The 24931-nt window shown below is 42.0% G+C and carries 27 protein-coding genes; 14 read left to right on the forward strand and 13 right to left on the reverse strand.

Going from position 1 to position 24931, the window contains the following annotated elements; all coding sequences use genetic code 11:
- Nucleotides 1-91: 91 nt before the first annotated feature.
- Nucleotides 92-745, reverse strand: a complete 654-nt coding sequence (locus FTU03_RS13275; protein ID WP_125278645.1) for a hypothetical protein — start codon at nucleotides 743-745, stop codon at nucleotides 92-94.
- Between the two features lie 99 nt (nucleotides 746-844).
- Between FTU03_RS13275 and ispF the strand changes: the two genes are divergently transcribed.
- Entirely contained in the window at nucleotides 845-1333 is a 489-nt protein-coding gene (gene ispF, locus FTU03_RS13280) for a 2-C-methyl-D-erythritol 2,4-cyclodiphosphate synthase (protein WP_034171374.1), read from the forward strand.
- A gap of 2 nt (nucleotides 1334-1335) precedes the next feature.
- On the opposite strand, the gene FTU03_RS13285 is transcribed toward ispF, so the two are convergent.
- The 3 genes from FTU03_RS13285 to FTU03_RS13295 form a co-directional block, all read right to left on the reverse strand.
- Nucleotides 1336-1860, reverse strand: a complete 525-nt coding sequence (locus FTU03_RS13285; RefSeq protein WP_125278644.1) for a protein tyrosine phosphatase family protein — start codon at nucleotides 1858-1860, stop codon at nucleotides 1336-1338.
- Between the two features lie 64 nt (nucleotides 1861-1924).
- Entirely contained in the window at nucleotides 1925-3016 is a 1092-nt protein-coding gene (locus tag FTU03_RS13290; RefSeq protein WP_125278643.1) for a 3-deoxy-7-phosphoheptulonate synthase, read from the reverse strand.
- A 127-nt stretch (nucleotides 3017-3143) separates the two neighbouring features.
- Entirely contained in the window at nucleotides 3144-4034 is an 891-nt protein-coding gene (locus FTU03_RS13295) for a sulfite exporter TauE/SafE family protein (protein WP_125278642.1), read from the reverse strand.
- A 408-nt stretch (nucleotides 4035-4442) separates the two neighbouring features.
- On the opposite strand from FTU03_RS13295, the gene lpxB reads away from it, so the two are divergent.
- Nucleotides 4443-5615: a lipid-A-disaccharide synthase gene (gene lpxB, locus FTU03_RS13300; protein ID WP_179993233.1), complete on the forward strand. Its 1173-nt coding sequence runs from the start codon at nucleotides 4443-4445 to the stop codon at nucleotides 5613-5615.
- Here the strand turns inward: lpxB and FTU03_RS13305 are convergent.
- On the reverse strand, nucleotides 5604-6554 hold the full coding sequence (locus tag FTU03_RS13305) for an AraC family transcriptional regulator (protein ID WP_159122888.1): 951 nt from the start codon (nucleotides 6552-6554) through the stop codon (nucleotides 5604-5606). The two genes, lpxB and FTU03_RS13305, sit on opposite strands and share 12 nt — an antisense overlap.
- Nucleotides 6555-6741: 187 nt before the next feature.
- Between FTU03_RS13305 and FTU03_RS13310 the strand changes: the two genes are divergently transcribed.
- Nucleotides 6742-7956: an alkane 1-monooxygenase gene (locus FTU03_RS13310; protein WP_179993232.1), complete on the forward strand. Its 1215-nt coding sequence runs from the start codon at nucleotides 6742-6744 to the stop codon at nucleotides 7954-7956.
- Between the two features lie 55 nt (nucleotides 7957-8011).
- Here FTU03_RS13310 and FTU03_RS13315 read toward each other — a convergent pair whose 3' ends face one another.
- On the reverse strand, nucleotides 8012-9835 hold the full coding sequence (locus tag FTU03_RS13315; RefSeq protein WP_179993241.1) for an acyl-CoA dehydrogenase: 1824 nt from the start codon (nucleotides 9833-9835) through the stop codon (nucleotides 8012-8014).
- Nucleotides 9836-9913: 78 nt separating this feature from the next.
- Between FTU03_RS13315 and FTU03_RS13320 the strand changes: the two genes are divergently transcribed.
- A complete protein-coding gene (locus FTU03_RS13320) occupies nucleotides 9914-10894 on the forward strand; it encodes a GlxA family transcriptional regulator (protein WP_179993231.1) in 981 nt (326 codons plus the stop codon).
- Between the two features lie 45 nt (nucleotides 10895-10939).
- On the opposite strand, the gene FTU03_RS13325 is transcribed toward FTU03_RS13320, so the two are convergent.
- The 4 genes from FTU03_RS13325 to FTU03_RS13340 all read right to left on the reverse strand — a co-directional run bounded on the left by FTU03_RS13325 (nucleotide 10940) and on the right by FTU03_RS13340 (nucleotide 13260).
- The gene (locus FTU03_RS13325) at nucleotides 10940-11269 is read right to left on the reverse strand and encodes a hypothetical protein (RefSeq protein ID WP_052026307.1); all 330 of its coding nucleotides are present in this window, start codon (nucleotides 11267-11269) and stop codon (nucleotides 10940-10942) included.
- The gene (locus tag FTU03_RS13330) at nucleotides 11266-11472 is read right to left on the reverse strand and encodes a helix-turn-helix transcriptional regulator (protein ID WP_034702754.1); all 207 of its coding nucleotides are present in this window, start codon (nucleotides 11470-11472) and stop codon (nucleotides 11266-11268) included. The genes FTU03_RS13325 and FTU03_RS13330 overlap by 4 nt, the downstream gene beginning before the upstream one ends.
- A 148-nt stretch (nucleotides 11473-11620) precedes the next feature.
- The gene (locus FTU03_RS13335) at nucleotides 11621-12820 is read right to left on the reverse strand and encodes an MFS transporter (protein ID WP_159122894.1); all 1200 of its coding nucleotides are present in this window, start codon (nucleotides 12818-12820) and stop codon (nucleotides 11621-11623) included.
- Nucleotides 12817-13260, reverse strand: coding sequence for a MarR family winged helix-turn-helix transcriptional regulator (locus tag FTU03_RS13340; protein WP_179993230.1), 444 nt, complete (start codon nucleotides 13258-13260; stop codon nucleotides 12817-12819). The genes FTU03_RS13335 and FTU03_RS13340 overlap by 4 nt, the downstream gene beginning before the upstream one ends.
- Nucleotides 13261-13520: 260 nt before the next feature.
- Here FTU03_RS13340 and FTU03_RS13345 point away from each other — a divergent pair, with 260 nt between their 5' ends.
- From FTU03_RS13345 to FTU03_RS13355, 3 genes are read left to right on the forward strand one after another with little or no spacing between them, the layout of a single operon-like run.
- Entirely contained in the window at nucleotides 13521-14966 is a 1446-nt protein-coding gene (locus FTU03_RS13345; RefSeq protein WP_005235865.1) for a cytochrome ubiquinol oxidase subunit I, read from the forward strand.
- Nucleotides 14963-15967: a cytochrome d ubiquinol oxidase subunit II gene (cydB, locus tag FTU03_RS13350; protein ID WP_034702762.1), complete on the forward strand. Its 1005-nt coding sequence runs from the start codon at nucleotides 14963-14965 to the stop codon at nucleotides 15965-15967. Before FTU03_RS13345 ends, cydB begins: the two co-directional genes overlap by 4 nt.
- Nucleotides 15968-15976: 9 nt before the next feature.
- On the forward strand, nucleotides 15977-16084 hold the full coding sequence (locus tag FTU03_RS13355) for a DUF2474 domain-containing protein (protein ID WP_104426067.1): 108 nt from the start codon (nucleotides 15977-15979) through the stop codon (nucleotides 16082-16084).
- 78 nt (nucleotides 16085-16162) lie between these two features.
- On the opposite strand, the gene FTU03_RS13360 is transcribed toward FTU03_RS13355, so the two are convergent.
- Together FTU03_RS13360 and FTU03_RS13365 are read right to left on the reverse strand one after the other, a co-directional pair.
- Nucleotides 16163-16780, reverse strand: a complete 618-nt coding sequence (locus tag FTU03_RS13360) for a thermonuclease family protein (RefSeq protein ID WP_004785537.1) — start codon at nucleotides 16778-16780, stop codon at nucleotides 16163-16165.
- Between the two features lie 161 nt (nucleotides 16781-16941).
- Nucleotides 16942-17859: a LysR family transcriptional regulator gene (locus FTU03_RS13365; protein ID WP_125278631.1), complete on the reverse strand. Its 918-nt coding sequence runs from the start codon at nucleotides 17857-17859 to the stop codon at nucleotides 16942-16944.
- A gap of 94 nt (nucleotides 17860-17953) precedes the next feature.
- On the opposite strand from FTU03_RS13365, the gene FTU03_RS13370 reads away from it, so the two are divergent.
- The 7 genes from FTU03_RS13370 to FTU03_RS13400 all read left to right on the forward strand — a co-directional run bounded on the left by FTU03_RS13370 (nucleotide 17954) and on the right by FTU03_RS13400 (nucleotide 24819).
- Nucleotides 17954-19195, forward strand: coding sequence for an acyl-CoA dehydrogenase family protein (locus FTU03_RS13370; protein ID WP_179993229.1), 1242 nt, complete (start codon nucleotides 17954-17956; stop codon nucleotides 19193-19195).
- 54 nt (nucleotides 19196-19249) lie between these two features.
- The gene (locus tag FTU03_RS13375) at nucleotides 19250-20371 is read left to right on the forward strand and encodes a phosphotransferase family protein (protein WP_125278629.1); all 1122 of its coding nucleotides are present in this window, start codon (nucleotides 19250-19252) and stop codon (nucleotides 20369-20371) included.
- On the forward strand, nucleotides 20368-21066 hold the full coding sequence (locus tag FTU03_RS13380) for a histidine phosphatase family protein (RefSeq protein WP_034702771.1): 699 nt from the start codon (nucleotides 20368-20370) through the stop codon (nucleotides 21064-21066). The genes FTU03_RS13375 and FTU03_RS13380 overlap by 4 nt, the downstream gene beginning before the upstream one ends.
- 50 nt (nucleotides 21067-21116) lie before the next feature.
- The gene (locus FTU03_RS13385; protein WP_179993228.1) at nucleotides 21117-21860 is read left to right on the forward strand and encodes an SDR family oxidoreductase; all 744 of its coding nucleotides are present in this window, start codon (nucleotides 21117-21119) and stop codon (nucleotides 21858-21860) included.
- A 401-nt stretch (nucleotides 21861-22261) separates the two neighbouring features.
- Nucleotides 22262-23320, forward strand: a complete 1059-nt coding sequence (locus FTU03_RS13390) for a fatty acid desaturase (RefSeq protein WP_179993227.1) — start codon at nucleotides 22262-22264, stop codon at nucleotides 23318-23320.
- A 159-nt stretch (nucleotides 23321-23479) separates the two neighbouring features.
- Complete coding sequence (locus FTU03_RS13395; protein WP_179993226.1) at nucleotides 23480-24190, forward strand: SGNH/GDSL hydrolase family protein; 711 nt, start codon at nucleotides 23480-23482, stop codon at nucleotides 24188-24190.
- A 32-nt stretch (nucleotides 24191-24222) separates the two neighbouring features.
- A complete protein-coding gene (locus FTU03_RS13400; RefSeq protein ID WP_179993225.1) occupies nucleotides 24223-24819 on the forward strand; it encodes a uracil-DNA glycosylase family protein in 597 nt (198 codons plus the stop codon).
- A 16-nt stretch (nucleotides 24820-24835) separates the two neighbouring features.
- Here FTU03_RS13400 and FTU03_RS13405 read toward each other — a convergent pair.
- The coding region (locus FTU03_RS13405; protein WP_179992416.1) for a transposase domain-containing protein at nucleotides 24836-24931 on the reverse strand (96 nt) is incomplete at its 5' end.

Consider the following 24931-nt stretch of genomic DNA (forward strand, 5'->3'; position numbering starts at 1 on the left):
TATAAAAACCTCTCCTTTAAGGAGAGGGAATTTCTAGTTTAAATTTTTAAATACATATTCAGGACATCAATAGATAAAAAAAGTCAGCTGTTTAATCATATAAACGATAAATACCACTAAAGCGCTCACAGCCTTTTTGTTCGGTACTGACCGTCAAAATTGCCTTGCTATAGTTAAAGTTATATTTGCAGTCATGCTCATTATCCGTAATCTGGCTTTTAGTTTCGGTCGTGGTATAAGCTAGAAAAGGAATGGTCTGGGTTTCTGCACGATTATTCGGATTGCGGTAAGCAATTCCTTCAATTTTGATGCGGTCTTTCGTCAGCTGATGAATCTTGAGATGAATTGGCTGTTTGGCCATTTGGCCCTGTTCAAACTTGAGATAGTGCTGAGTTAGGCTCTGATTCAAGGAAATATAAATATTGAGGTCATCCAGACGCTGGTCAAATTGTTGTTTAAAGCAGTCCAGCGTTTTACATTGCTGTAAGCGTGTACTCCATAGCTGCTGGGTATCTTGTAATAAGCGAACAGGCGCATCTGTAATCAGAAAGGCGGTAAAATATTGATCTGTCAGTTTTTCACGCGGTTCATCAAGAGAGACTGAGCAGATCTTTTTCATGGCTGCGTTATTGTTATGATGACTGCTACAGTCCAGCGATTCAGCATGAATGCTGCTAGCAAAAAGGCCTGTCCCGAGTAAAAGTCCCATTATTTTCATCATATTTATATCAGTTTTCAGTAGCATGATCGCTTATACTTTCACTGTGTTACGCTAGGTCTAACTATAGCGAAATAGAAACGTCGTGTACAAGATTTCAATCAGTTATTTCTAAAGGATATAAAAGTGATTGCACAAATTCGTATTGGTCAGGGACTGGATGTACATGCATTTGAAGAAGGTGATTTTGTCACTCTGGCAGGTATTCAGATTCCACATACGCATGGCTTGAAAGCACACTCTGATGGTGATGTGGTTTTACATGCACTTTGTGATGCTTTGCTAGGTGCCTTGGCGCTAGGCGATATTGGCCAGCATTTTCCAGATACCGATCCGCAGTTTAAAGGTGCAGACAGCAAGGTTTTATTAAAGCATGTCTATCAGCTAATTTTGGATCGTGGTTATCGCCTAAATAATGCTGACATCACTGTAGCTTGTGAACGTCCAAAGCTGGCTAAACATAACCTGGAAATGCGTCAGAGCATTGCCGATGTACTGGATGTGGATGTGACTCAAATCAGTATTAAAGCCACAACCACTGAAAAATTAGGATTTACTGGTCGTCAGGAAGGTATTCTGTCTATGGCAACTGTTCTGATCAGTCATTACAAATAACATCAACCGAAGTTATTAGGATGAATCAGGGATAATTCCAGTTCCTGTGTTGCTTTACGGCCTTGCAGCTGTAGGGCAACCGCATGAATTAAACCGGTCCAGGTTTCATTCGGTTCCCAGAGCTGATGCAGATATTCCTGTGCAGTCGGCATGTCCATATCCATATAGTATTGACGATATAAATACATCAGGCAGCTGACATGATAATTCTGCGTACAATGTACCCAGACCATTTGTTCTTTGACCAGATGATCAATCAGATCCAGTACCAGCAGGCATTGGCTATCCGAAGGGGTTTCCCAGGAGATCGGCAACTGGATATAGTTCAGGCCAAGATCAAGACAAATTTTATCTTCATGTAACAGATGATGATCGCTATCTGTTAATGCCACATTGATTACGGTGGATACGCCGTATTCTTTAATCAACCTCAGTTGTTCAGTTGTCGGCTGACCAGAGCTGAACAGATGGTCATGGATGAACTGAAAATTTTCAATTTGACTTAATGCAGTTTCAATTTCATTCATCAGATAAAATTTTCCTTGTTCAGAAATGAAAACGCCATCTTGTCGATGGCGTTTGTCAGTTCGTTTAACGATTAGGTAAAACGTCCTTCAATGCCTCATGCATGTCAAGCAACACTTTTTCTGTGGTCTCCCAATCGATACAGCCATCAGTCACTGATTTTCCATATTCCAGATCACAAAGATTGGCAGGAATATCCTGACGGCCACCTTTCAGGTGACTTTCTACCATAATACCAACAATTGACTTGTTTCCATCAAGAATTTGTTCAGTAATATTTTTTAAGACAAGCGGTTGTAAGTACGGGTCTTTATTTGAGTTTGCGTGGCTGGCATCAATCATGATTTTGCCGCTGACTTTGGCTTTCGCAAGAGCTGCCTCAGCATCTGCAACTGAACCTGCATCGTAGTTAGGTTTGCCATTACCGCCACGTAGAACCACGTGTGCATATGGATTCCCTGAAGTACGAATCACCGCAACCTGACCTTGGTCATTTAGACCCAGGAAGCTGTGACCATGTTTAACAGATTGCATTGCATTGGTCGCAACAGTTAAGCCGCCGTCTGTACCATTTTTGAAGCCGACTGGTGAAGACAGGCCAGAAGACATTTCACGGTGAGTTTGGCTCTCGGTAGTACGTGCACCGATCGCTGACCATGAAATTAAATCCTGATAGTACTGTGGAGAGTTTGGATCCAGTGCTTCTGTTGCACATGGCAGGCCAAGTTCATTCAGCTCCAGTAACAGTTTACGACCGATACGCAGACCTTTCTCAATATTGAAAGAGTCATTCATATCAGGGTCATTGATCAGACCTTTCCAGCCTACAGTTGTACGCGGTTTTTCAAAATAAACACGCATTACGATATACAGGCTATCTTTTACTTTTTCGCTTAAAGCTTTTAAACGTTCAGCATATTCATGCGCAGCCGCTGGATCATGAATTGAACATGGACCAATCACTACAAAAATACGCTTATCCTTGCCATCCAGGATATTACGAATCGTTTCACGACCATGCAGTACGGTTTGATAAGCAGTTTCAGTCAAAGGTAACTCTGCTTTCAACTGAGCAGGTGTTACCAAAGGAATCATGCTTTGGATATTCACGTCATCAATATCTGATGCTGAAATAGGTTTTGACTGTAGTGTATTCATTGCCGTCACTGGTTTGATCATACAAAAGGTTGTTTAATAGCCTGAATATAACATGAATGATGCGTCACTTTGTTATAAAAAAGATGAATACTTCTTTGAAAAAAAAGTGATGAATCCATGATTTAGTTTAAACAGCAGCTGTTTTTTCTACTGCTGTTACCAATTCAGGTTGGGCGGGTTGCACCGGTTTTGACTTGACTGGATTCACAATGAAATTCACGCCAAGACAGAACAGGGTAATCCCAAGAATTTTACGGATAATTTTCTCTGGCATACGTGAACTGATCAGTGTTCCAATCACAATCGCTGGAATAGAACCGCAAAGTAACCAGCCTAATAAAGTAAAGTCTACATTACCTGCACTCATATGGCCCAGACCTGCGACTAAAGTTAAAAGTACAGCATGTACTACATCCGAACCGATAATACGGATCATTGGTAGATTCGGGAACATCAGGATCAAGGCCATAATACCGAAAGCACCGGCACCGACAGATGACAGGGTCACAAACACGCCCAGTACAATACCCATGATCACGATCAAGACACGTTTATTGCCAGATTTAAAGTCAACTTTGTCTAGATCCTGAGTCATATCAGGCAGTTCTTGTTTGCGGTATTTATTAAAGAACTTTTCAATAGAATTGCGGAATACAATAGATGCACCAGTAAGGGTCAGCATAAAGCCCAATACCATGGTCAGCGTTGCTTTATAATGTGTCGATTGACTGAGATAATTCTCTAGTACCCAGTGGGTCACAAATGAGGCAGGGATACTGCCGATCGCCAGCCAGATCACAATAGGCCAGACAATATTCATTTTCTTAGCATGAACCAGTGAACCACAGAATTTAGAAATTGCGGCATAAAGAAGGTCTGTACCAATCGCGATATGCGGTTCAACCCGAAGCAGTGTAATCAGGATTGGGGTCATCAACGAACCGCCACCGACACCGGTAATCCCAACACAGAAACCAACCAATACACCTGCTAAAATAAATTCAATCGGACCAAACATGCATATATGCCAAAATCAAAAAACGAGCATATCTTATGACTTTTAAATATAAGTCGTTGTCTTGATTATTGATTTGCTTATTCTAAAAAGAGATAAAGACTATAAAATTTAAAGTAATTCATCCTGATTTATATTTTAATTTGAATCATCTAGCATACCTTTCTATTGCTAAGTATGAAAATTGATAAAGCTTCTGCAAAATGCCTTTTTATTTATTTGTTTAAAGATCAGCCGCTTTAAATTTATTTTAATTTTTAAGCTGGGCTAAGGCGCGCGCATTGTCCAGATTCCAGTAGTTTAATTATTTGAGGTAGCCAAGATTTGTGAGTTCAACACTTAGGCATGCTCAAATCATGCTTTATGATAGAATCTGAACGGAATTAATTTGTCTCATTTGAGGGAATACACTTGCAAAATCGGAAGCTTAAAATCGGAATCGTGGTGGGAGAGGTATCGGGAGATACGCTTGGTGCGAAGCTCATCCGTAGTTTTCGAGAGCAGGGTATTGATGCAGAATTTGAAGGGATTGGCGGGCCGCAAATGCTGGCTGAAGGCTTCAAGAGCTACTATCCAATGGATATTCTCTCGGTCATGGGCATTGTTGAAGTCCTGAAAGATATTAAAAAACTGTTTGCGGTTCGTGATGGTCTGGTCGAGACCTGGACGAAAGATCCAGTCGATGTGTTTATCGGTATTGATGCGCCTGATTTTAATTTGCGTCTTTCCAAAACCCTGAAGCAAAAACAGTTACCGATTAAGACCGTGCAATATGTCAGTCCTTCGGTCTGGGCATGGCGTCAAGGCCGGGTACATGGTATCAAGGCCAGTATTGACCTGGTGCTGTGTCTCTTTCCATTTGAAAAAGCATTTTTCAAGAAATGGGATGTTCCGGCTGCCTTTGTCGGTCATCCATTGGCAAGCCAGTTACCCCTCAACAATGATCTGGCTGAAGCACAGGCAGAACTGGGTTTAGATCCTGCACAAAAATATATTGCACTGCTGCCAGGGAGCCGCCGTGGGGAAATTGAACGTTTAGGACCATTGGTACTGGATGCAGCCAAAATTCTGCATCAGAAATACCCGGATTATACGTTTCTGATTCCCGCCATTGATGAGATGCGCAAACAGCAGATTGAAAACTTGCTGGCACAATATCCGGACAGTTTAAAAGCGCATATCCGCCTGATGGAAAATACCAGTAGCGAGTCAAAAATTGGCCGCCAAGTCATGAATGCTTCCAATATTATTGCCTTAGCTTCAGGCACTGCGACACTGGAAGCCATGTTATTGCATCGTCCAATGGTGACCTTTTATAAATTGCACTGGCTGACCTATCAGATTGCCAAATTGCTGGTCAAAATTCCTTATTTCTCATTGCCAAATATCATTGCTGGTAAAAAAGTCATTCAAGAATTAATCCAGTCAGAAGCAACGCCTGAAAACCTGGCTGCTGAAATTGAAAAATTGATGGATATTGAAGCAGCTCAAATTCAGGTGATGCAGCATCTCACCATGCACAAGCAGCTGCTTTCCGGCAACAGTGAAGATCCTGTCAAAGCGGTACTAGCCTTAGTCCAATAAAGGCGTCTTGCTTTTTTGACAGGCAATACGGTATCGGGTCGGGGTTTGTTCAAACTGTTTTTTAAAGCTTTGACTAAACGCCGTTTCCGAAGAATAGCCCACCAGATAGGCGATCTGCTGAATGCTAAATCCGCTATTTCTGAGATATTGTGCTGCCAGGCGAAGTCGATGCTGTTGCAGATAAGCCAATGGTGGCTCACCAACAATCTGGGTAAACAGCTGGGCAAATTTGGAACGCGACATATGGCATTGTTCAGCCAGGCTTTCTACGGTCCAAGGCTGTTCTGGTTTGCCATGAATTGCTGCCAAGGCATTAGATAGTTCAGGATGCGAAAGAGCATTCAGCCAGCTCGAAGCATTTTCCAGATTCAAAATATAATCTCGCACGCATTCAATCAGTAAAATACTGACCAGATGATCCAGAATCTTGTCCCGTCCCGGACGAAGTTGCTGGGTTTCCAGCGCCAGAAATTGCAAACCAACCTGTAACCACTCTGGTGCTGTATCTCCCAGAATATGCTGAATGTGCAGAAATTTAGGTAAAGCACTCAGTAGCGGTTTCGCCATCTGGATATCCAGATTGGAACGAATCGCCAGGATAAAACTGCGTTCTGCTGAATGGGTGATATTGAGATCCACACATTGCTGTGCATGAGTCTGAAAATAAGAATTGATCGAATGATGTTCAGAAAAATCCGCATTACCGGGACTAGAAATCCGATGGGCAGAACCAGCAGGCAATAACACCAGATCGCCTTGTTGCAGCTCAAGCAGATCGCCATCTTTGAATATTAATTGCGCTTGACCCTGTAATAATACATAAGCCAGCATGGAAGGTTCATACTGATAATCAAACCCGCCTGGATGAAACACATTGAGGTAGAGATATTCGGATTTTTCCAGATGAATATCATCAAAAATTTTACTTAAAGCATCCATGCTTGACTCTATTCTTTTGTTTTAATTCATTTAATTAAATTTAAATAGCCCAGTCTTGTGATTTAAGGCCAAGACTTGGCCTATTGCGCCAAAGACGCTGACATAGTTTTTCTGGACGTTTAATACTGTTCGCTAATGCTGAAATATTCAACTATATGTGCAGAGTAACATAAAAAGGAGGGTCGCAATGAATGCCCCTGCACAAATTAGCAAAGCTCAGTTCACGCAGGATGCGTCAGCACTGAAAGGTTTACAACTGGATAAAAAACGTTTTGGCTGGCTGCTGAGTCCCGGTTTGCCTGTGATCGGTATGGGAGTTCTGGCTGGCTATCATTTTGGCCCCAAAGCCACTAAAAAAGTCTTTGCGATGGGTGGGCCTTTATTATTACATGTGATTATCCCAACATTAGATGCTTTAATTGGTGATGATGCCAATAATCCAAATGATGAGCAGATTCAGGCATTGGTCAAAGATCCTTATTATGACCGGATCGTGAAGGTGTTTATTCCTTTGCAAATGGCTGCCAATGCTTTTGCAGGCTATGTCGTATCCCGTCCTAATGTTTCTCTGGTCGATCAGGTTCTACTTGGCGTTTCTATGGGGGCGATTAATGGAATCGGCGTGAATACTGCACATGAGCTGAGCCATCGCCCTCAGAAAAAAGATCACTACTGGTCACATGCCAGCCTGATGCCACTGGCCTATAATCATTTCCGGATTGAGCATCCTTATGGACATCATAAACGGGTGGCGACGCCAGAAGACCCGGCATCTTCGAAAATGGGAGAATCCTTTTACCGTTTCTGGCCACGTACTGTATTGGGTGGCTTGAAATCAGCAATTCAGATAGAAAAAAGACGTTTGGAACGTAAAGGCTTAAAATTTTTTAGTCTGGAAAATGAGTTATTTCATGGCTGGGCGATGAGCGCAGGTTACCATGCCTTAATGCTGAAAACGTATGGCAAGAAAATCATTCCTTATACGCTGACCCAAGCCTTTTACGGCATCAGCCTGTTTGAGATCGTGAATTATATCGAACACTATGGATTGAAACGCGGGCAAAAAGCAGATGGTACCTATGAGCGAACCTTGCCCGAACATAGCTGGAACAATAACAACATTGTGACCAACCTGTTCCTGTACCAGTTACAACGCCATTCGGATCATCATGCCTATCCAAGCCGACCATTTCAGGCATTGCGACATTTTGATGAAGCACCAGAATTACCAAGTGGTTATGCCACCATGCTGATACCGGCACTGATTCCACCATTGTGGTACAAGATGATGGATCAACGTGTGTATCAACATTATCAAGGCGATCTGGCTAAAGCGAATATTCTGCCTTCGAAACGTGCCAAGCTGCTTAAGAAATTTGGTCTAAAAGACACTGCGGCTTGATGATGTAAACAAATAAAAATGCGCCATTCGAGGCGCATTTTTTATTGATTTTTATTTAGAACCAGTCACTTTGCATCTTCAAACAGGTGTCATCGAAGTTCATCAGTAACTTAGCCTGATGTTCAATTTCAGGCAGTTCCCAATGAATAAAATATTGAGCTGCCTGAATTTTACCCGCCAGAAAGGCTTGATCTTCCTGTTGAGAAGATGTGCCAAATTTAAGTTGAGCCTGATTGGCCATTTCCAGCCACAGCCACGCAATAATAGTTTTGCCCATCATATCCAGATATAGGCCAGAATTGGCCAAAGTTTCACTAACTTTGCCTTGATGCAGAGCCTGACCTAAAACCTGTGTGGTTTTTTGCACAGTGACAAGATGCTGTTTATAGACATCTGCCAGTTCTGTTAACTTGCTATCCTGAATCTCAGACAAGGTTTTCTGGATGCGTTGCATGAGCAGGGTCAGGCCTTTGCCATTGTGCTGCCAGAGTTTACGACCTAGTAGATCCAGAGACTGAATCCCATAAGTGCCTTCATGAATCGGATTAAGACGGTTATCCCGATAGCATTGCTCAACCGGATATTCACGCGTATAGCCCGCACCACCCAAGACCTGGATCGCCAGATCATTGGCTTTAGGACCATAGGCAGAAGGGAAGGACTTGACCACTGGTGTAATGAGATCCAGCAAAATGGCACTCTCTTCATCTTGTGCAGCCTGATGTTCATCAATTAAACGAGCTGCAAATAAGCACAGCGCTAAAGCACCTTCAACATAAGATTTTTGTGCCAATAACATGCGTTTGACATCAGTATGCTCAATGATATTCACGGGCTTGGCATCAGGTGTCTTTTCGTGAACCAGACGACCTTGAGGACGGTTCTTGGCATAGTCCAGAGACTCCAGATAACCACGATAACCGATCATGGCTGCACCGAGGCCAACACCAACGCGCGCTTCATTCATCATCTTGAACATGTATTTTAAACCATGTCCCGCTTCACCAATTAAATAGCCTAAGCAATTGTCATTTTCTCCAAAGCTTAGCACTGTTGATGTGGTGCCACGATAACCCATTTTATGTAAAAGGCCAGCTAATTGTACATCATTGGATTCACCTATAGTTCCATCTGTATTGGTTTTGAATTTCGGCACGATGAATAGGGAAATACCTTTTACCCCTTGCGGAGCATCTTGGATACGAGCCAGAACCAGATGCACAATATTTTCAGTAATGTCCTGATCACCACCAGAAATAAACATTTTCTGGCCTTTAATTTTGTAGCTTCCATCTGACTGAGGAATCGCTTTAGTGGTCAGATCTCCCAAAGAGGAACCTACATTTGGCTCGGTCATCGCCATAGTCCCGGCATAGCGGCCACTAAGCATATGCGGTAAGAACATTTGTTTTTGTTTTGATGAGGCAAAGGCTTGAATCAGATTTGCTGCAGCGGCTGTCAGAAAAGAGTAGGCAACAGTCGAAGGATTTGCCGACATGAAATAGGCATTACAGGCCATATTCACCAAAGTCGGCAATTGCATGCCGCCGTCTGCGTAATCATGCTGGGCGCAGAGTAGACCAGCATCAGCAAATTGTTGCCATGCTATTTTCACTTCATCAATGGTCTTCACCTGTTTGCCATCAAAGCTCGGTTCTTGGTGATCAGCCTTGGCATTATGCGGCGCAAAATAATCGGTCGCGATGCCTTTTGCCGTTTCTAGGATGCTATCAAAAGTATTTTTGTCATGGTCCTGATAGCGTTCCAGTTCAGTTAAAGCTTCAAGTTTGAAGACATCATAAAGCAGAAAATTGAGGTTTTTATCATTAATCAGCTGAGTCACGGTACGGTCCTGAATATGTAATCCTTGAGATAGCATCAAGACTAGCAGTTGCATTTATCAAGGAGGATTGTCAATAATGACATGAAACGGGTGAAAAACGACAAATAGAACAATATGCAACAGGTAGTGATTTTAGGCTTTGATGGTGCTTTGGCTTCAGCAATTACAGGTGTCGTCGACTTATTCGCCATGGCTGGCGTCAGCTGGAATCGGATTCAGCAGCAAAATGTGCAACGCCTGTTTAAAGTCAGGATCGCCAGTCCAGATGGACAACCAATTCGTTGTATTAACGGCCTGGAATTACCAGCTCATTGTTCATATCAAGAAATTCAAACAGCAAATATTCTGGTAGTGCCGACCATCGCCGCACCTATACAAGAGGTACTGGATGAAAATCCAGACCTGATTCAGTTTTTAACTTCTGCTCATGCACAATCCACCTTAATCGCTGGAAACTGCACCGGGAATTTCTTTCTGGCAGAAGCTGGTATTTTAGATGGTCGTGTGGCGACAACGCATTGGGGCTTTCAGGACATGTTTCGTGCACGTTATTCTCAGGTCAAACTCAATGCCGATCTGATGATTAGCCGGGATCAGAATATTTACTGTGCAGGTGGAGGCTTGGCCTGGTTTGACCTAGGCTTGCATCTGATCGAACGTTTCTATGGTTTTGAAGTTGCCATGCAATCTGCCAAATCCTTTGTGATTGATTATCGACGCGATAGCCAATTGTCTTATTTCTTAATGAAGATTGGTCAACCACATCATGATGAACTGGTGCAAAAGGTTCAGGACTGGTTAGAGCAGCATTTTCATGAAGAGTTTACTTTAAATGCGCTGGCAGAACGTTTTAATGTCACCACTCGTACTTTAATCCGGCATTTTAAGCAGGCGCTAAATATTGCACCGAATCAGTATCTGCAAGCCATTCGTATTGAAGCGGCACGCAAACGGCTTGAGGAAACCGATCAGGCCATAGATCTGATTATGCAAAATGTCGGCTATCAGGATCCAAGTTCATTTCGGCGTTTATTTTATAAGAAAACAGGGTTAACACCTTTAGAATATCGCCGTCGTTTTAGTCGACGTTTCTAGATTTTGACAAAAAGAGAGATTCGAAAAGCTCTCTTGGCATACATATTAGCTAAAGACGTCTTTACGTAAATAATGCGTATAAATGGTTGAAGCGATGCTTTGCAGGAAGCCGGTGAACATAATCCAGTAAATAAAAACTTCACGTTCTAACCATTTTAGTCCGAAGCCTTCAAATCCGATGATGATCAAAAAGGCTGAACTAATCCCCAAAAATAAAATGTTATAGGATAATGACTTCTGCTTTAATAAAATCATTGTTCCTCTTTCGTCTTTGGCTTCCTGTGAGCATTCAAAGCGTATTTTATATATTTCACAGCAAATCACAGCCACCACAATACTTAAGATACTAGCCATCAATACCCAATATAGTGTCATGTTACTTCCTCGGCATAACTAAACAGTTCCTCAATCGTCGTTTCAAGTGCATTTGCTAACTTGAATGCCAGAATCAAGGAAGGGTTGTACTTCTCTTTTTCTAATGCGGCAATCGTTTGGCGGCTGACTGCCACTGCATCAGCAAGCTGTTGTTGTGTCCAACGTTTTTTAGCACGGAACACGATGATGTCATTCTTTAACATGTCTTTACTCCAACATCATTCAAAATGTAATATATATTTAACATTATGTAAACTATATATTTTATAATGATAAAATAAGTGTCATTTAAAAGATTGAGATATAAAAAACGAGCTAAATGCCCGTTTAAAAATTTTTGAATCAGCTGGTTTATGCTTTGACTGAGGTCGATTTAACCTTGCGGCCATGCAGCAGGTAATACCAGATCAGACAACTAAAGGTAAGCACTGCGGAAAACAAATAAAGCTGACGATAACCCACCTGATCCAGCAGCATACCGAGGAAATAAGGTCCGAAACCAAGACCGGCATCTAGTGCAATAAAGAAAGTCGAGGTCGCCAGACCCATCCGTTGCAAGGTGGTACTTTTCACGGCAATAGTTTGACACACGGACTGGATATTTCCAAAACCAAAACCTAATAACGCGGCACTCGCCAGTAACATCACAGAGTTTTGTGCCTGACTCAGCATTAGAATACCTACTGCCATAATCACGATTGCAGGATAGATAATGATGTTTTCACCTTTACGATCCATTAATGGGCCAGTAAATGGACGCGACAGCAGAATGGCAAAAGCATACATCAGGAAGAAGAAAGAGGCTGCTTCGACCAGATTGATGTCTTTGGCATAGAAGTGGATAAAGGACAATACGCCTGAATAACAGGTAGCCACCAGCAGGACAATGATAGCAATCGGCAAGGCATTCGGCTCTACATACTGAGCGAGCTTACTGGCAGATTGTGGAACAGAGGAAGTCGATGTACCACTCGCTTTAAGGCGCGGCGGCTGGATAAACAGACCGCAAATCAGGCAGCTGAGCGCAACAATAGTAGTAAAGATAAAAATCACCTGATAATTAAAATTCGTCATCAGCCAGATCCCGACAAAAGGACCAATCGCTGTACCAAGCGTACTGCTCATACTGAAATAACCAATACCTTCACCACGTCGTGTTGCTGGAATGGTTTGCGCAATTACTGTGCCGAGTACGGTAGATGCCATACCCATCATAAAGCCGTGTATCAGACGAATACCCAATAACACTTCTAGTTTGGCCGGAATCATATAAAGTCCGGAAAATAGCAAAAAGCCAGTCAGGCCAATCACCAGGGTATTTTTTAGTCCTAGACGATTCAGCAATTTCCCAATAAATAAGCGTCCAATTAGTGTTCCGACAATAAACAGACCGGATACCAGACCGGCTTGTGCAGTCGATGCTCCCAGTTCAGCGACCGAGAAACCGACAATCACAATCACCAGCAGGTAAAACACCAGAACGAGCTGGAAATTAACCAGACTGACCAGGACGAAATTAGAGGTCCATAAGCGGGCTTGATCTTGGCTCATTGTGGTGTTTCCTGAGATGAAGGATGTAATTGCTGAATCAGCTGTACCAAAGTGTTTTTACTGCTTTGCAGATCATCTGCATCAATCTGTTGCAGTAAGTGATCTTCAAAAGCATCAATCTGTTTGGAACACAGGTTAAAGGTTTTAACCCCTTGCTTGCTGAGTTTAAATAATTTCTGACGTTTATCTTCGGTTTCGATCTGGCAGATTAAGTCGAGTTCACTTAAATGCTGGATACGTTTGGTTATGCTTGGTTTTGAAACATTTAAATAGCTTGAAATATCAACCAGCGTGCATTGCTGTTGGGATTGAATGGTATAGAGCACTTGCCATAAGGAATAATTAAGTTGGGAGGATAATAAAATCGTATTGATTTCATCACTCATGAGTCGTGCGCAACGCAGCAACAGTGAACGAAATCTGGAAGAGGATTGAAACATATAGTTAACCTGGCTAACTAAATTGTGCCTAATTTACGCCTCTTTATTCAATTAGACAAGAGGGAAATTTTGAAAATTTTTGCATGGTTAACGTCTTTTTGACTAAGTTATTACAAGTCTTTAACCTGATTAAAAAACAATCAACAAAAGACTACATACTTTTAAGAATGATTCAGCCTAAGCTACCTAAGCACTAGAAAAATCCATCACTTAATAACTGAAGGGCAGATATGCCAAATAACACTGCATAGGTGAAGTTTATGACTCTGGGTTTAACTGCATTAGAGTTAGCACGAATACAGTTCGCCTTTACTGTATCTTTTCATATTATCTTTCCTGCAATTTCAATCGGATTAGCAAGTTTTTTGGCTATTCTGGAATGGCGCTGGTTAAAGACTAAAAATCCGATTTTTCAGGATCTGTTCAAGTTTTGGGTCAAAATTTTCGCCGTCGCATTTGGTATGGGCGTCGTATCCGGTGTGGTAATGAGCTATCAGTTCGGAACCAACTGGAGTGAGTTTTCCCGGGTCGCTGGAAGTGTGACGGGGCCCTTGCTGGCTTATGAAGTTTTAACTGCGTTCTTTTTAGAAGCCGGATTCCTGGGCATCATGCTCTTTGGCTGGGATCGGGTTGGCCCACGAGCACACTTTTTCTCCACTTTAATGGTCGCAGTCGGCACCTGTATTTCCATGTTCTGGATTTTATCTTCCAATAGCTGGATGCAGACCCCTCAAGGTTTTGCGATTGAAAATGGCCTGATCGTCCCGCAAGACTGGGTAGCGATCGTATTTAACCCGTCTTTTCCTTATCGTTTGGCTCATATGGCAATGGCCGCCTTTCTGGTCTCCGCCTTACTTGTAGCCTCAACAGCGGCATGGCATCTGATCAAGGGCCGTCGCGATCCTTTAGTCAAAACTTCATTTTCCATGGCCATGTGGCTGATTCTGGCACTTGCACCTTTACAGATTTTTGTGGGGGATATGCATGGTCTGAATACGCTTGAACATCAGCCAGCCAAACTGGCCGCGATGGAAGGCCATTGGGAAACCAATCATGATGAAGGAATGCCTTTATACCTGTTTGGGATTCCAGACATGCAAGCGGAAGAAACCAAATATGCTATTGGCATTCCTAAATTGGGTAGCCTGATTCTGACGCATTCTATGGATGGAAAAGTCACGGGACTTAAAGATTTTGCGCCTGAAGATCGACCCAATTCACTGGTCGTGTTCTGGAGTTTCCGGATTATGGTCGGGATGGGTATGTTGATGCTCTTGCTTGCATTATGGGGGCTATGGTCACGCACCCGAGGACGTTTTTATGAGTCACGTGGACTGCATCGTTTTGCACTCATCATGGGTCCATCCGGATTTCTTGCCATGCTGGCAGGATGGTTTACCACAGAAGTCGGCCGTCAGCCTTGGGTTGTCTACGGCATTATGCGGACCAAAGATGCATTATCACCAGTGTCCGCTGAACAGGTCGGTTTGACTCTGATTATCTTTGTGGTGGTGTACTGCGTCGTTTTTGGCGTGGGAATTTTCTACATGTTGCGCCTTATGCATAGAGGTCCAGAATTTATTCATTCCAGACCACACCATGAATCGGATAGCGATGTGGTTCAAGCGTCTCGTCGACCATTGAGCAGTATTCGCGAACGTATTGAAGAAGTTCCTGAACATCCGGATCAGGAGGATAAAAAATGATTGATTTATCATTAATTTGGATTGCGATTATTGGCCTGGGTGTACTGGTCTATACCATTCTCGATGGTTTCGATCTGGGCATTGGCATCCTATTTCCATTCTTCCCGCATCAGGATGAACGAGATGTCATGATGAATACGGTCGCTCCAGTCTGGGATGGTAATGAAACCTGGATGGTTCTAGGGGGCGCCGGATTATTTGCTGCCTTTCCATTGGCTTATTCGACGGTACTCTCAGCGCTATATATGCCCATTATCCTGATGGTGATCGCCTTGATTTTTCGTGGTGTTGCTTTTGAGTTCCGTTTTAAGGCGAATAAAAGCAAACACTGGTGGGATAAAGCCTTTATTGGGGGATCGATCGTTACCAGTTTCTTGCAAGGGATGATCCTGGGTGCATATATTCAGGGAATTGAAACACGAAATGGTGTCTATGTGGGCGGTGGTCTGGACTGGCTTAGCCCCTTCAGTATCTTTACCGGAGTCAGTGTCGTGGTGCTATATGCAGCATTAGGCTGTGGATGGCTCATTTATAAAACCGGTGATGATTTACAGGATCGTATGTTTAAACTGATGCCGAAGCTGATTATAGCCTTACTGATTATTTTAGGCGCTGTTAGTGTTTATACGCCGTTGACCCATCCGCAAATTGCGGAGCGTTGGTTCAGCCAGCCACAATTTACCTACTTTATGCCCGTACCGATCTTGGTCATATTGTTTACCTGGCTGGCCTTACGCGCCTGTAAAAGACGCAGTGAACTAGGTCCATTTTCCTATATGCTGGTGCTGGTATTCCTGGCATATACCGGTTTTCTGATTAGTCTGTGGCCATATATTATTCCGCCATCAGTCACGATCTGGCAGGCAGCGGCACATGAAAATAGTCAGTTATTTGCCTTGATTGGTGCCTTGATTCTGATTCCGATTATCGTGATTTATACCTGTATGTCCTATTGGGTATTCCGACACAAGGTACGTGTTGGAGATGATGGTTATCATTAAGGAGCAGTTATGACACGCAAACAGATAGTATGGTTTGTCGGCTTATGGCTTGCAGGTTTTTTGACACTAGCACTTATTGCAGGGGCATTCCGCTTTCTGGTGCATTTGGCCTATTAGGTATATTAAATGAACAAAGAAAAGGGATTTGTTAGTACAAATCCCTTTTTATAGGCTAAATTTTTGATTTTTAAAATATCAAGATGAGGCTTTGATCTGTTTACGATAAACACTTGGACGGACAGGGCGGCTGTTTTTCCATAACCCTTTTTTCTGCTTTTTGGCTTTATTCTGTAGTTCCATCATATAGCGTAAATGGTTTTTATCCCGGATATATTCCTCATAAACCCATGCCGCACCACGTTTCACAATCTCTTCATTGATATTCTTGCGATAACGATAGACCACACCGACACAGCGACCATAACGGTCAATATCCGTAATTTGTACCCGAATCATTTTATTTTTAACCATACTTTGAACCAGGCGTAGTGATTCCTTACCATAGGCCTGTGAAGATTCAGGTGCATCGACATAGGCAAAACGTAATTTGGTCTCAGAGCGACGGATATTAAAACGGTAGCAGGTGAGGGTGTCACCATCACTGACCGCACTTACCCGGCACCAATATTTCTTACCTTTCTTAAAGGGGCGAAATAGGTCCTTTAAATACACCGTAATTTTATGCAGCAAATAATAAGAAAAACACAGAAGTACGAAGCCCAGCACAATTTGCCAGGTGGTGGAGAGATGTAACAAGGGCAAGATCCAAATCAGCAAAAACAGCCGCATAAACACAGCTAAAAGTTGAGCCATTTTAGATCAAAGCCACTCCGCATAGGGCTTAAAAAGCCATCAATCAGTGTTTAGTTTTGTACCGATAAAATAGCCTAAGCACTATCAAATTAGGCCAATCTCAATCCTAAAACCTGATAATAAAAATAGCCTAAGCAAGTTTAAATTATCTCATAAATAGCCTAAGCAAAAATTTTATAAATTTCATTTCTCAAAAATTGATGTCTTTTATTCTCCTGCAAATCTTTATGCCAATACATCCCCATATTAATTTTCGGCAGTTGTACAGGAACGTCAAAAATATTCAGACAGTTTGCTAACTGTAGATGAGTCAAAACATTTTTAGGAATTGTCAGCATGGCAGTCTTTTGCTGTTCCAGAATTTGCAGGGCTGTGGAATAGTGCTGACAACGTAAAAAAATCTGTCGGGAATAATGTTTTCGACTTAAATATATATCTTCAACTAAAACTCCCGTACGGCGTGAGGAAACACCAATATGAGGTGAGGCCAGATAAATCTGTTCATTCATTTCTGTTCGTTGTGTACAGACCACGAATTCATCCTGTACCAGTCGTTCAAACTGAATTTTTTCACTAATACTTTGCTCCAGATCAATAACAAAATCGACCTGTTGAGAGGCGAGATCTGCAGCAATATTTTTACGGTCGAGTTTCATACTACTCAGTTGAAGATCCAGGTTAATTTTTTGGAAATGTTGAACCAGTTTAGGAAAGATCATGGGTTCAATTTCGTCATGTACAGCAATTTTTAAGCTATGAATCGATTCCGGTCTGAATTGCTGATGCTGCATCGAAATATTCTGAATCGTAAAAAGTGCATTTTTAATTTCAGGATAGATCTGATCCGCAAACGGCGTAGGTTGCATCTTACTACCGGTTCGCACAAATAAATCATCTTGTAAATGCTGTCTTAAACGTTGTAAAGCATGACTGGCCGCTGACTGGCTTATCGATAGAATTTGCGCAGCTTTAGAAATACTGTTTTGTTCGTAAATGGCAATAAAAAGTGGATAAAGATTAATATCAATACGATGAAAATTTCGTAGATCCATCACGGTTTTTGAATGAATACTATGCATACTACTATATGGAATTAAATCATTTTATTCATAATAAGTTTTGGGTTAAGGTGTTGTAAAGCGTATGAATTAGAATATTCAGAGGGATAAAGCAATGTTTGAGCTGTCAGCACGTGCACAGGATTATTTAAATAGAACAAAAAAGTTTATTACTGATGAAATTGAACCTGTCGAGGCTGATTTCTGGCATCAGGTGCATGAACTGAATCAAGGCGGTGACTGGACCAAATGGCAATGGCCGGCAGAACTTGAAACATTGAAAGATAAAGCCAAAGCGGCAGGTCTCTGGAATATGTTTTTGCCTTGTCCAGAATTAGGTCAGGGATTATCCGTTCAGGAATATGCGCATATCGCTGAACTTTCTGGACGAAGCTTAATTGCACCTACCGTCTTTAACTGTAATGCACCAGATAGCGGCAATATGGAAGTATTGTGGCGCTATGGTTCTGAAGAACAAAAACAGCAATGGTTAATGCCACTACTGGAAGGGAAAATCCGTTCAGTGTTCTGTATGACTGAGCCTGCAGTGGCTTCAAGTGATGCTACCAATATGCAGGCGACGGCGGTAGTTGAAGGTGATGAAATTGTTTTGAATGGTCGTAAATGGTGGTCTTCGGGTTTGGGTGATCCAAATGCCAAAATCATCATCTTTATGGCACATACGCCAGATGAATCCAAAGACCGTCATCATCAGCATTCCATGGTTTTAGTTCCAGTCGATACTGCAGGCGTAAAAATCGAACGGATGCTTCCAGTCTTTGGTGATTATGATGCGCCACATGGCCACGGCGAAGTCAGCTTTGATAATGTTCGTGTTCCAGTTTCGAATTTTATTGGGGGGGCAGGTCAAGGCTTTGAAATTGCCCAAGGTCGTTTAGGGCCAGGCCGTATTCACCATTGTATGCGTTGCATCGGTGCTGCTGAAAAATCATTAGAACTTATGATTGACCGGGGTATGAGCCGTACCGCATTTGGTAAAGAGATTTTAAAACTGGGTGGTAACCTGGAACGTGTGGCTGAAGCTCGCGTTGCCATTGATCAGGCTCGATTATTAACCTTGTATGCTGCCTATAAAATGGATACTTTAGGGAATATGGCAGCACTGACTGAAATTTCTGCAATTAAAGTGGTCGCGCCAAGTGTACTGGAAAAAGTTGTGGATATGGCGATTCAGATCCACGGTGGTGCGGGTGTTTCTCGTGATACACCGCTGACCGGATTCTTTGCCCAAGCCCGTGCCTTACGTCTGGCTGATGGTCCGGATGAAGTGCATAAAGGTATGATTGCCAAGCTGGAACTGGCAAAACGTGGTTATAGCACACCTCGTAAAAAATAAGCTGGCTTTATATACAGAACATTGAAACGTATTAGAAGATTTTAAGGAAAAATTATGGCGGTCATTGATGTAGGTGGATCAGTTCGTGAAGGTGAGGAACTGGATGTACAGGCCATCACAGATTGGTTAAATCAACAAGGAGTAAATGTAGAAGGTCCTTTAGAGCTTACTCAATATTCCGGTGGAGCTTCAAACTGGACTTATCGTTTGCAATATGCCAATGCCGATTTGATTCTACGTCGTCCGCCTCAAGGGACTAAAGCTAAATCTGCGCATGACATGGCACGTGAATATCATGTACAAAAAGCTTTGGCTGAACACTATCCAGTCGTACCTGAAATGGTGGCACTTTGTCAGGATGAATCAGTCATTGGCTGTGATTTTTATGTGATGAAACGCATTGAAGGTATTATTCCGCGTGCCAAGCTGCCGCCTGAATTACAACTGACTGAACCAGATATCCAGACTCTATGTATTAATGTGATTGATAAGCTGATCGAACTACACCAAGTTCCTTACACTGGTACAGAACTGGAAAAGTTAGGCAAAGGTGAAGGCTATTGCCGTCGTCAGGTCGAAGGCTGGGATGCACGTTACGAAAAAGCCAAAACATTAAATGTTCCATCTTTTAAATACGTGCGTAACTGGCTGAAAGATAATATTCCATCTGATTCCAAAACCTGTGTCATTCACAATGACTGGCGTTTTGATAATGTCATTTTGGATCCAGAAAATCCAACTGAAGTTATTGGGGTGCTGGACTGGGAAATGGCCACCCTGGGTGATCCGCTGATGGACTTGGGTTCTGCCTTGGCTTATTGGGTAGAAGATACGGACAATGCCATTTTTAAAGCAACACGTCGTCAGCCCACCAATTTAAAAGGTATGTTTACCCGTAAAGAAGTGGTGGATTACTATCTGGAGAAAACCGGTCTGCAACCGGAAAACTGGACATTCTATGAAGTGTTTGGGATTTTCCGTCTCTCGGTAATTGCTCAGCAGATCTATTATCGTTATTACCACAAACAAACCAACAATCCAGCCTTTAAGGATTTTTGGGTAGTCATTCATGCCTTGCATATTCGTGCCTTAAAACTGATTGGTCTACAAAAGCTTGAAGCCAATGACATTGCACAAAAATATATCCTGAAATTTAAAGAGTTAATGCCAAAATGACCACCATTTACTTGATCCGGCATGGACAGGCATCTTTCGGGGCAGCCAGTTATGATCAGCTTTCGCCAAATGGGGAACTACAGGCAAAATTGCTCGGTCGTTATTTTGATGAAATTCTGAAAGAAGCACCGTATGTAGTGGCTGGTTCTATGCAACGTCATCAACAGACGGCACAGTTATCTTTAGATGAATGTTTTCCTGAAAGCGAGATTTTGACCGATAGTGCCTGGAATGAGTTTAATCATCAGCAGGTCTTTGCCCGTTATGAACCGCGTTTTAATCAGCCTGAACTGCTGAAGCAGGATGTCTCAGAACATGCCAATCCACGGGATTATCTGAGCAAGATCTTTAGTGGAGCGATTGCTCGCTGGACCTGTGATGATTATCACCATGAATATGATGAATCCTGGCCAAATTTTAAAAGCCGCGTAGAAACCGGTTTGCAGAACTTATGTGATCAGCTTGCGCAAACTAAACCGCGCTATGCAATCGTGTATACCTCGGGTGGCGTCATCTCTGTGGCGGTAGGCAAAATCCTGGGTCTGAGTCCGGAGAAAACTTTCGCTTTAAACTGGGCAATTACCAATACCAGCATTACTACATTGCGTCTGGTCGGAAATGAACCCCAGCTACTCAGTTTGAATGAACATCATTTTATTAAAGCACAGCGTCCAGACCTGCTAACCTGGATTTAAAAATTATTGAAGATAAAACACCTTATAAAATAAAGGGATAGGGTAAAAATATGGCTAAAACGATTTTAATTACTGGTGCAAGTTCAGGGATTGGTGCCGGTATGGCACGTGAATTTGCAAAAAAAGGGTATAACCTGGCGATTTGTGCACGTCGTCTGGAACGTCTGGAAACTTTGAAGCAGGAACTCGAGAGCCAATATGATATTAAAGTCATTGCCAAAACACTGGATGTGACCAATTATGATCAGGTTTTTGAAGTTTTCCGTGCCTTTAAAGAAGACTTTGGCACCATTGACCGGATTATTGTCAATGCTGGTGTAGGTGAAGGCCGCCGGATTGGTAAAGGTAATTTTGCGATCAATAAAGCTACTGTTGAAACCAACTTTATTTCTGCATTGGCACAATGTGAAGCTGCAGTGGAAATTTTCCGCGCACAAAACTCCGGTCATCTGGTGATGATTTCATCGATGAGCGCAATGCGTGGTATGCCAAAACACTTGACTGCTTATGGCGCAAGTAAGGCTGGGGTTGCACATCTGGCTGAAGGCATTCGTGCTGAGCTAATTGATACACCAATTAAAGTCACGACCATTTTCCCAGGCTATATTCGTACTGAAATTAATGAAGGCGCGAAAAAATTACCATTTGAAGTGGATGAGAAAACGGGTTCACGTTTATTGGCAGAAGAAATTGAGAAAGCGCCAGTCAAAGCCTATGTACCGAAATGGCCTTGGTTGCCACTTGGTTTAGCAATGAAAATATTACCGCTAAAATTAGTCAATAAATTAGGTTAAAACTTCAATTAAAAAAAGCTCCATTAGGGGCTTTTTTACTTTCTAGAATTAAAAAAATTAGATGAGATAAGTTTATTAATGGCTTTAAAGGTAAAAGATATGATGAATAAGGTTAGTTGAACTTCTCTAAATAGCTAAGACTTTGATGATGAATAAATTTTATTTCTATATAAAAATAAATATTCTATCAAAATAGAAATAATTAAATTTTTAAGAAGAGAATTTTTAGACGACAAGTTTTATAGAAAATACTCCTTATTTTTCTGCTTTATTCTTGATCTTGAAAAAATTACTAAAACTGCCCAAAACTTGGACATACTCGCTGCGAAAGTGGAAAGATAACTTCTCTTTTTTATAAATTCCTTTAATGTACAACTGTTCAGAAATCAAAGGTTGTCCATATGTCTACATCTTCGGATATGACTGACCAACAGCGAATCTCTAAGGTCAGAAATATCGTTACACAGGCCGGGGAAGAAATACGTACCCGTTATCCTATACTTAAACATCAGAATTTCATTGGTGCGAGTATTTTAGGTTTTGCCTGGACGGGGATGATCGCATGCGCATTGGCATATGGATATGGTTATCTTTCTGCGTGGTTCACCATTCCCCTAATTGCAATTTTTGCTTCACTGACACATGAATTAGAACATGACCTGATTCATTATATGTATTTCAAAAAAACACCTTGGGCACATCATTTAATGTTGGCTTTAGTGTGGCTGGCTCGTCCAAATACAATTAGCCCATGGGCTCGCCGACGCATGCATTTGCATCATCATAAATATTCAGGCACTGAATATGATCTTGAAGAACGTGGCATCAGTAATGGTATGCCATGGGGGGTTCGCCGCATTCTAGTGATCAGTGACCAGTTGATGTCAGTGTATTTGCGTCCTTTTCAGATGTTTAAAATGATTCATCTTTTTATGGAAAAACAGCCTGAAAAAGAACGTAAAGTTGCCATGATTTCTCAGCTATTAGGCTTCTTGCCATTAAGCTTGATTTATTATGGTCTGTGCTATTTATTTGTAGTCTTTCATGTAGGTAATGCCGTTGCACCAATCTTTGGTTATGAAATGCTTTGGTCGGAAAGTATCATCGAAGCTATGCCGCTCGTGAATTTCTTGGCAGTAATTTGGATCATTCCGAATTTTATCCGTTCTTTTAGCCTGCAATTCGTTAGCTCCAATATGCATTATTATGGTGATATTGATCCACGCGATGTCATCAAGCAGACTCAGGTACTGAATCCATGGTGGATGGTGCCATTCCAGTTATTTTGCTGTAATTTCGGTTCAACTCATGCGATCCATCATTTTGTGGTCAAAGAACCCTTTTATATACGTCAGTTGACCTCTAAAACGGCGCATAAAGTCATGAAAGAAGTGGGTGTACGCTTTAATGATATTGGGACGTTCAAGCGCATGAACCGCTGGAATGATCATAAAGTTTGATATATCAGCCACATTAAAAAAATCCCGTTAAACGCCGGGATTTTTTTATTTTGCTAGTTAAAGTTACGTGAATATTCATTAAAAATGACTGCTGAGGTATTACTCGTAATCCATAAATTGCAGTAAAATTAATCATATCTTTATATAAATTAGTCCATTATGTTGCTCAAAGCTGCCACTATCGCCTTAATTCCCACGCTCGTAATTCAGGGTAACCGTGTCAAAAAAAATACGATAAAACTTCCAGAACCAGAGGGTGCACGTGAAGGTCAAACAGGAACAGGCAAAAAACTTTCATTACTGATTGTGGGTGATTCAGCAGCAGCAGGGGTCGGGGTAGATCATCAGAATGATGCCTTACTTGGCGCGATTCTGAATGAGCTAAAAAATGACTTTGAAATTGAATGGAAGTTACAGGCAAAAACGGGCGATACCACCTCAAAGGTCATTCGTACTTTAGACCAGATTGAAGCTAAATCCTATGATGTGGTCGTGACTTCAGTCGGCGTGAATGATGTGACTAAGCTCATGCCTGCCGATGTCTGGATCAAGAAGCAGGAACAGTTTTATGGCAAAATCCAGCAAAAGTTTAATCCAAAACTGGTCATTGCAGCCGGTGTCCCTCCAATGAACATGTTCCCAGCTTTACCGAATCCTTTGGCCTGGTTATTTGGTCAATATGCCAAACACATGAACCAACAACTGGAAAAATTTGTGAACAAGCAGATCAACATGCAATGGATTGAATACGATATTGAAAAATATCGGGCCATGAATTTACAAATGGCCAAAGATGGTTTTCATCCAAGTAAGGAAGTTTATACACTTTGGGGACAAGAAGTCGCTAGCAAGATCCGTCAGGCATTCTAAAATAACTGAAATACCTGAATCTGGAACAGTTTATGTCGGATATTGAAACCCATCCATTACCGCCATTTTTACCGCCCAATGCCAAATTATTGATGTTGGGCAGTTTTCCGCCACCTGCAACGCGCTGGAAAATGAATTTTTATTATCCGAATTACCAAAATGATATGTGGCGGATATTTGGGTTAATTTTCTTTAAAAATAAAGATTACTTTTTGGACTTACCTAATAAAAAATTTCAGGAACATCTAATCCGTGAGTTTCTAACTGAAACGGGGATTGCGATTTTTGACAGTGCTTATCAGATCCGACGCCTGAAGGGAAATGCTTCCGATAAATTTCTAGAAATTGTAGTGCCAACCAATTTGCAGGATCTATTAGGGAAAATATCGGACTGCAACCACATCATGACTACAGGCGACAAGGCCACAGATACTTTGATGCTCTCTATGCCTGAAGGTACGTTGAAACCCGGTATAGGTGAGCCAACACAGGCACATTTTCTTGGCCGTGACCTGTATCTATACCGGATGCCATCTTCATCCCGGGCTTATCCTTTGGCTCTGGATAAGAAAGCAGATAGTTACCGGATGATGTTCGAGCATGTCGGTCTAATTGTAAGCGTCCGCTGAACCCCATGCCTATTTTTTAATTCGATTTAGGTTTCCAGCGGTGTGGTAGCAATTCTTCAATCTGAGTCACTTTATGTGTCGGCAACCTTTTCAGCACATCACTTAAATAGGC

The organism is Acinetobacter sp. YH12046 (genome assembly GCF_013419905.1).
Classification (GTDB): domain Bacteria; phylum Pseudomonadota; class Gammaproteobacteria; order Pseudomonadales; family Moraxellaceae; genus Acinetobacter.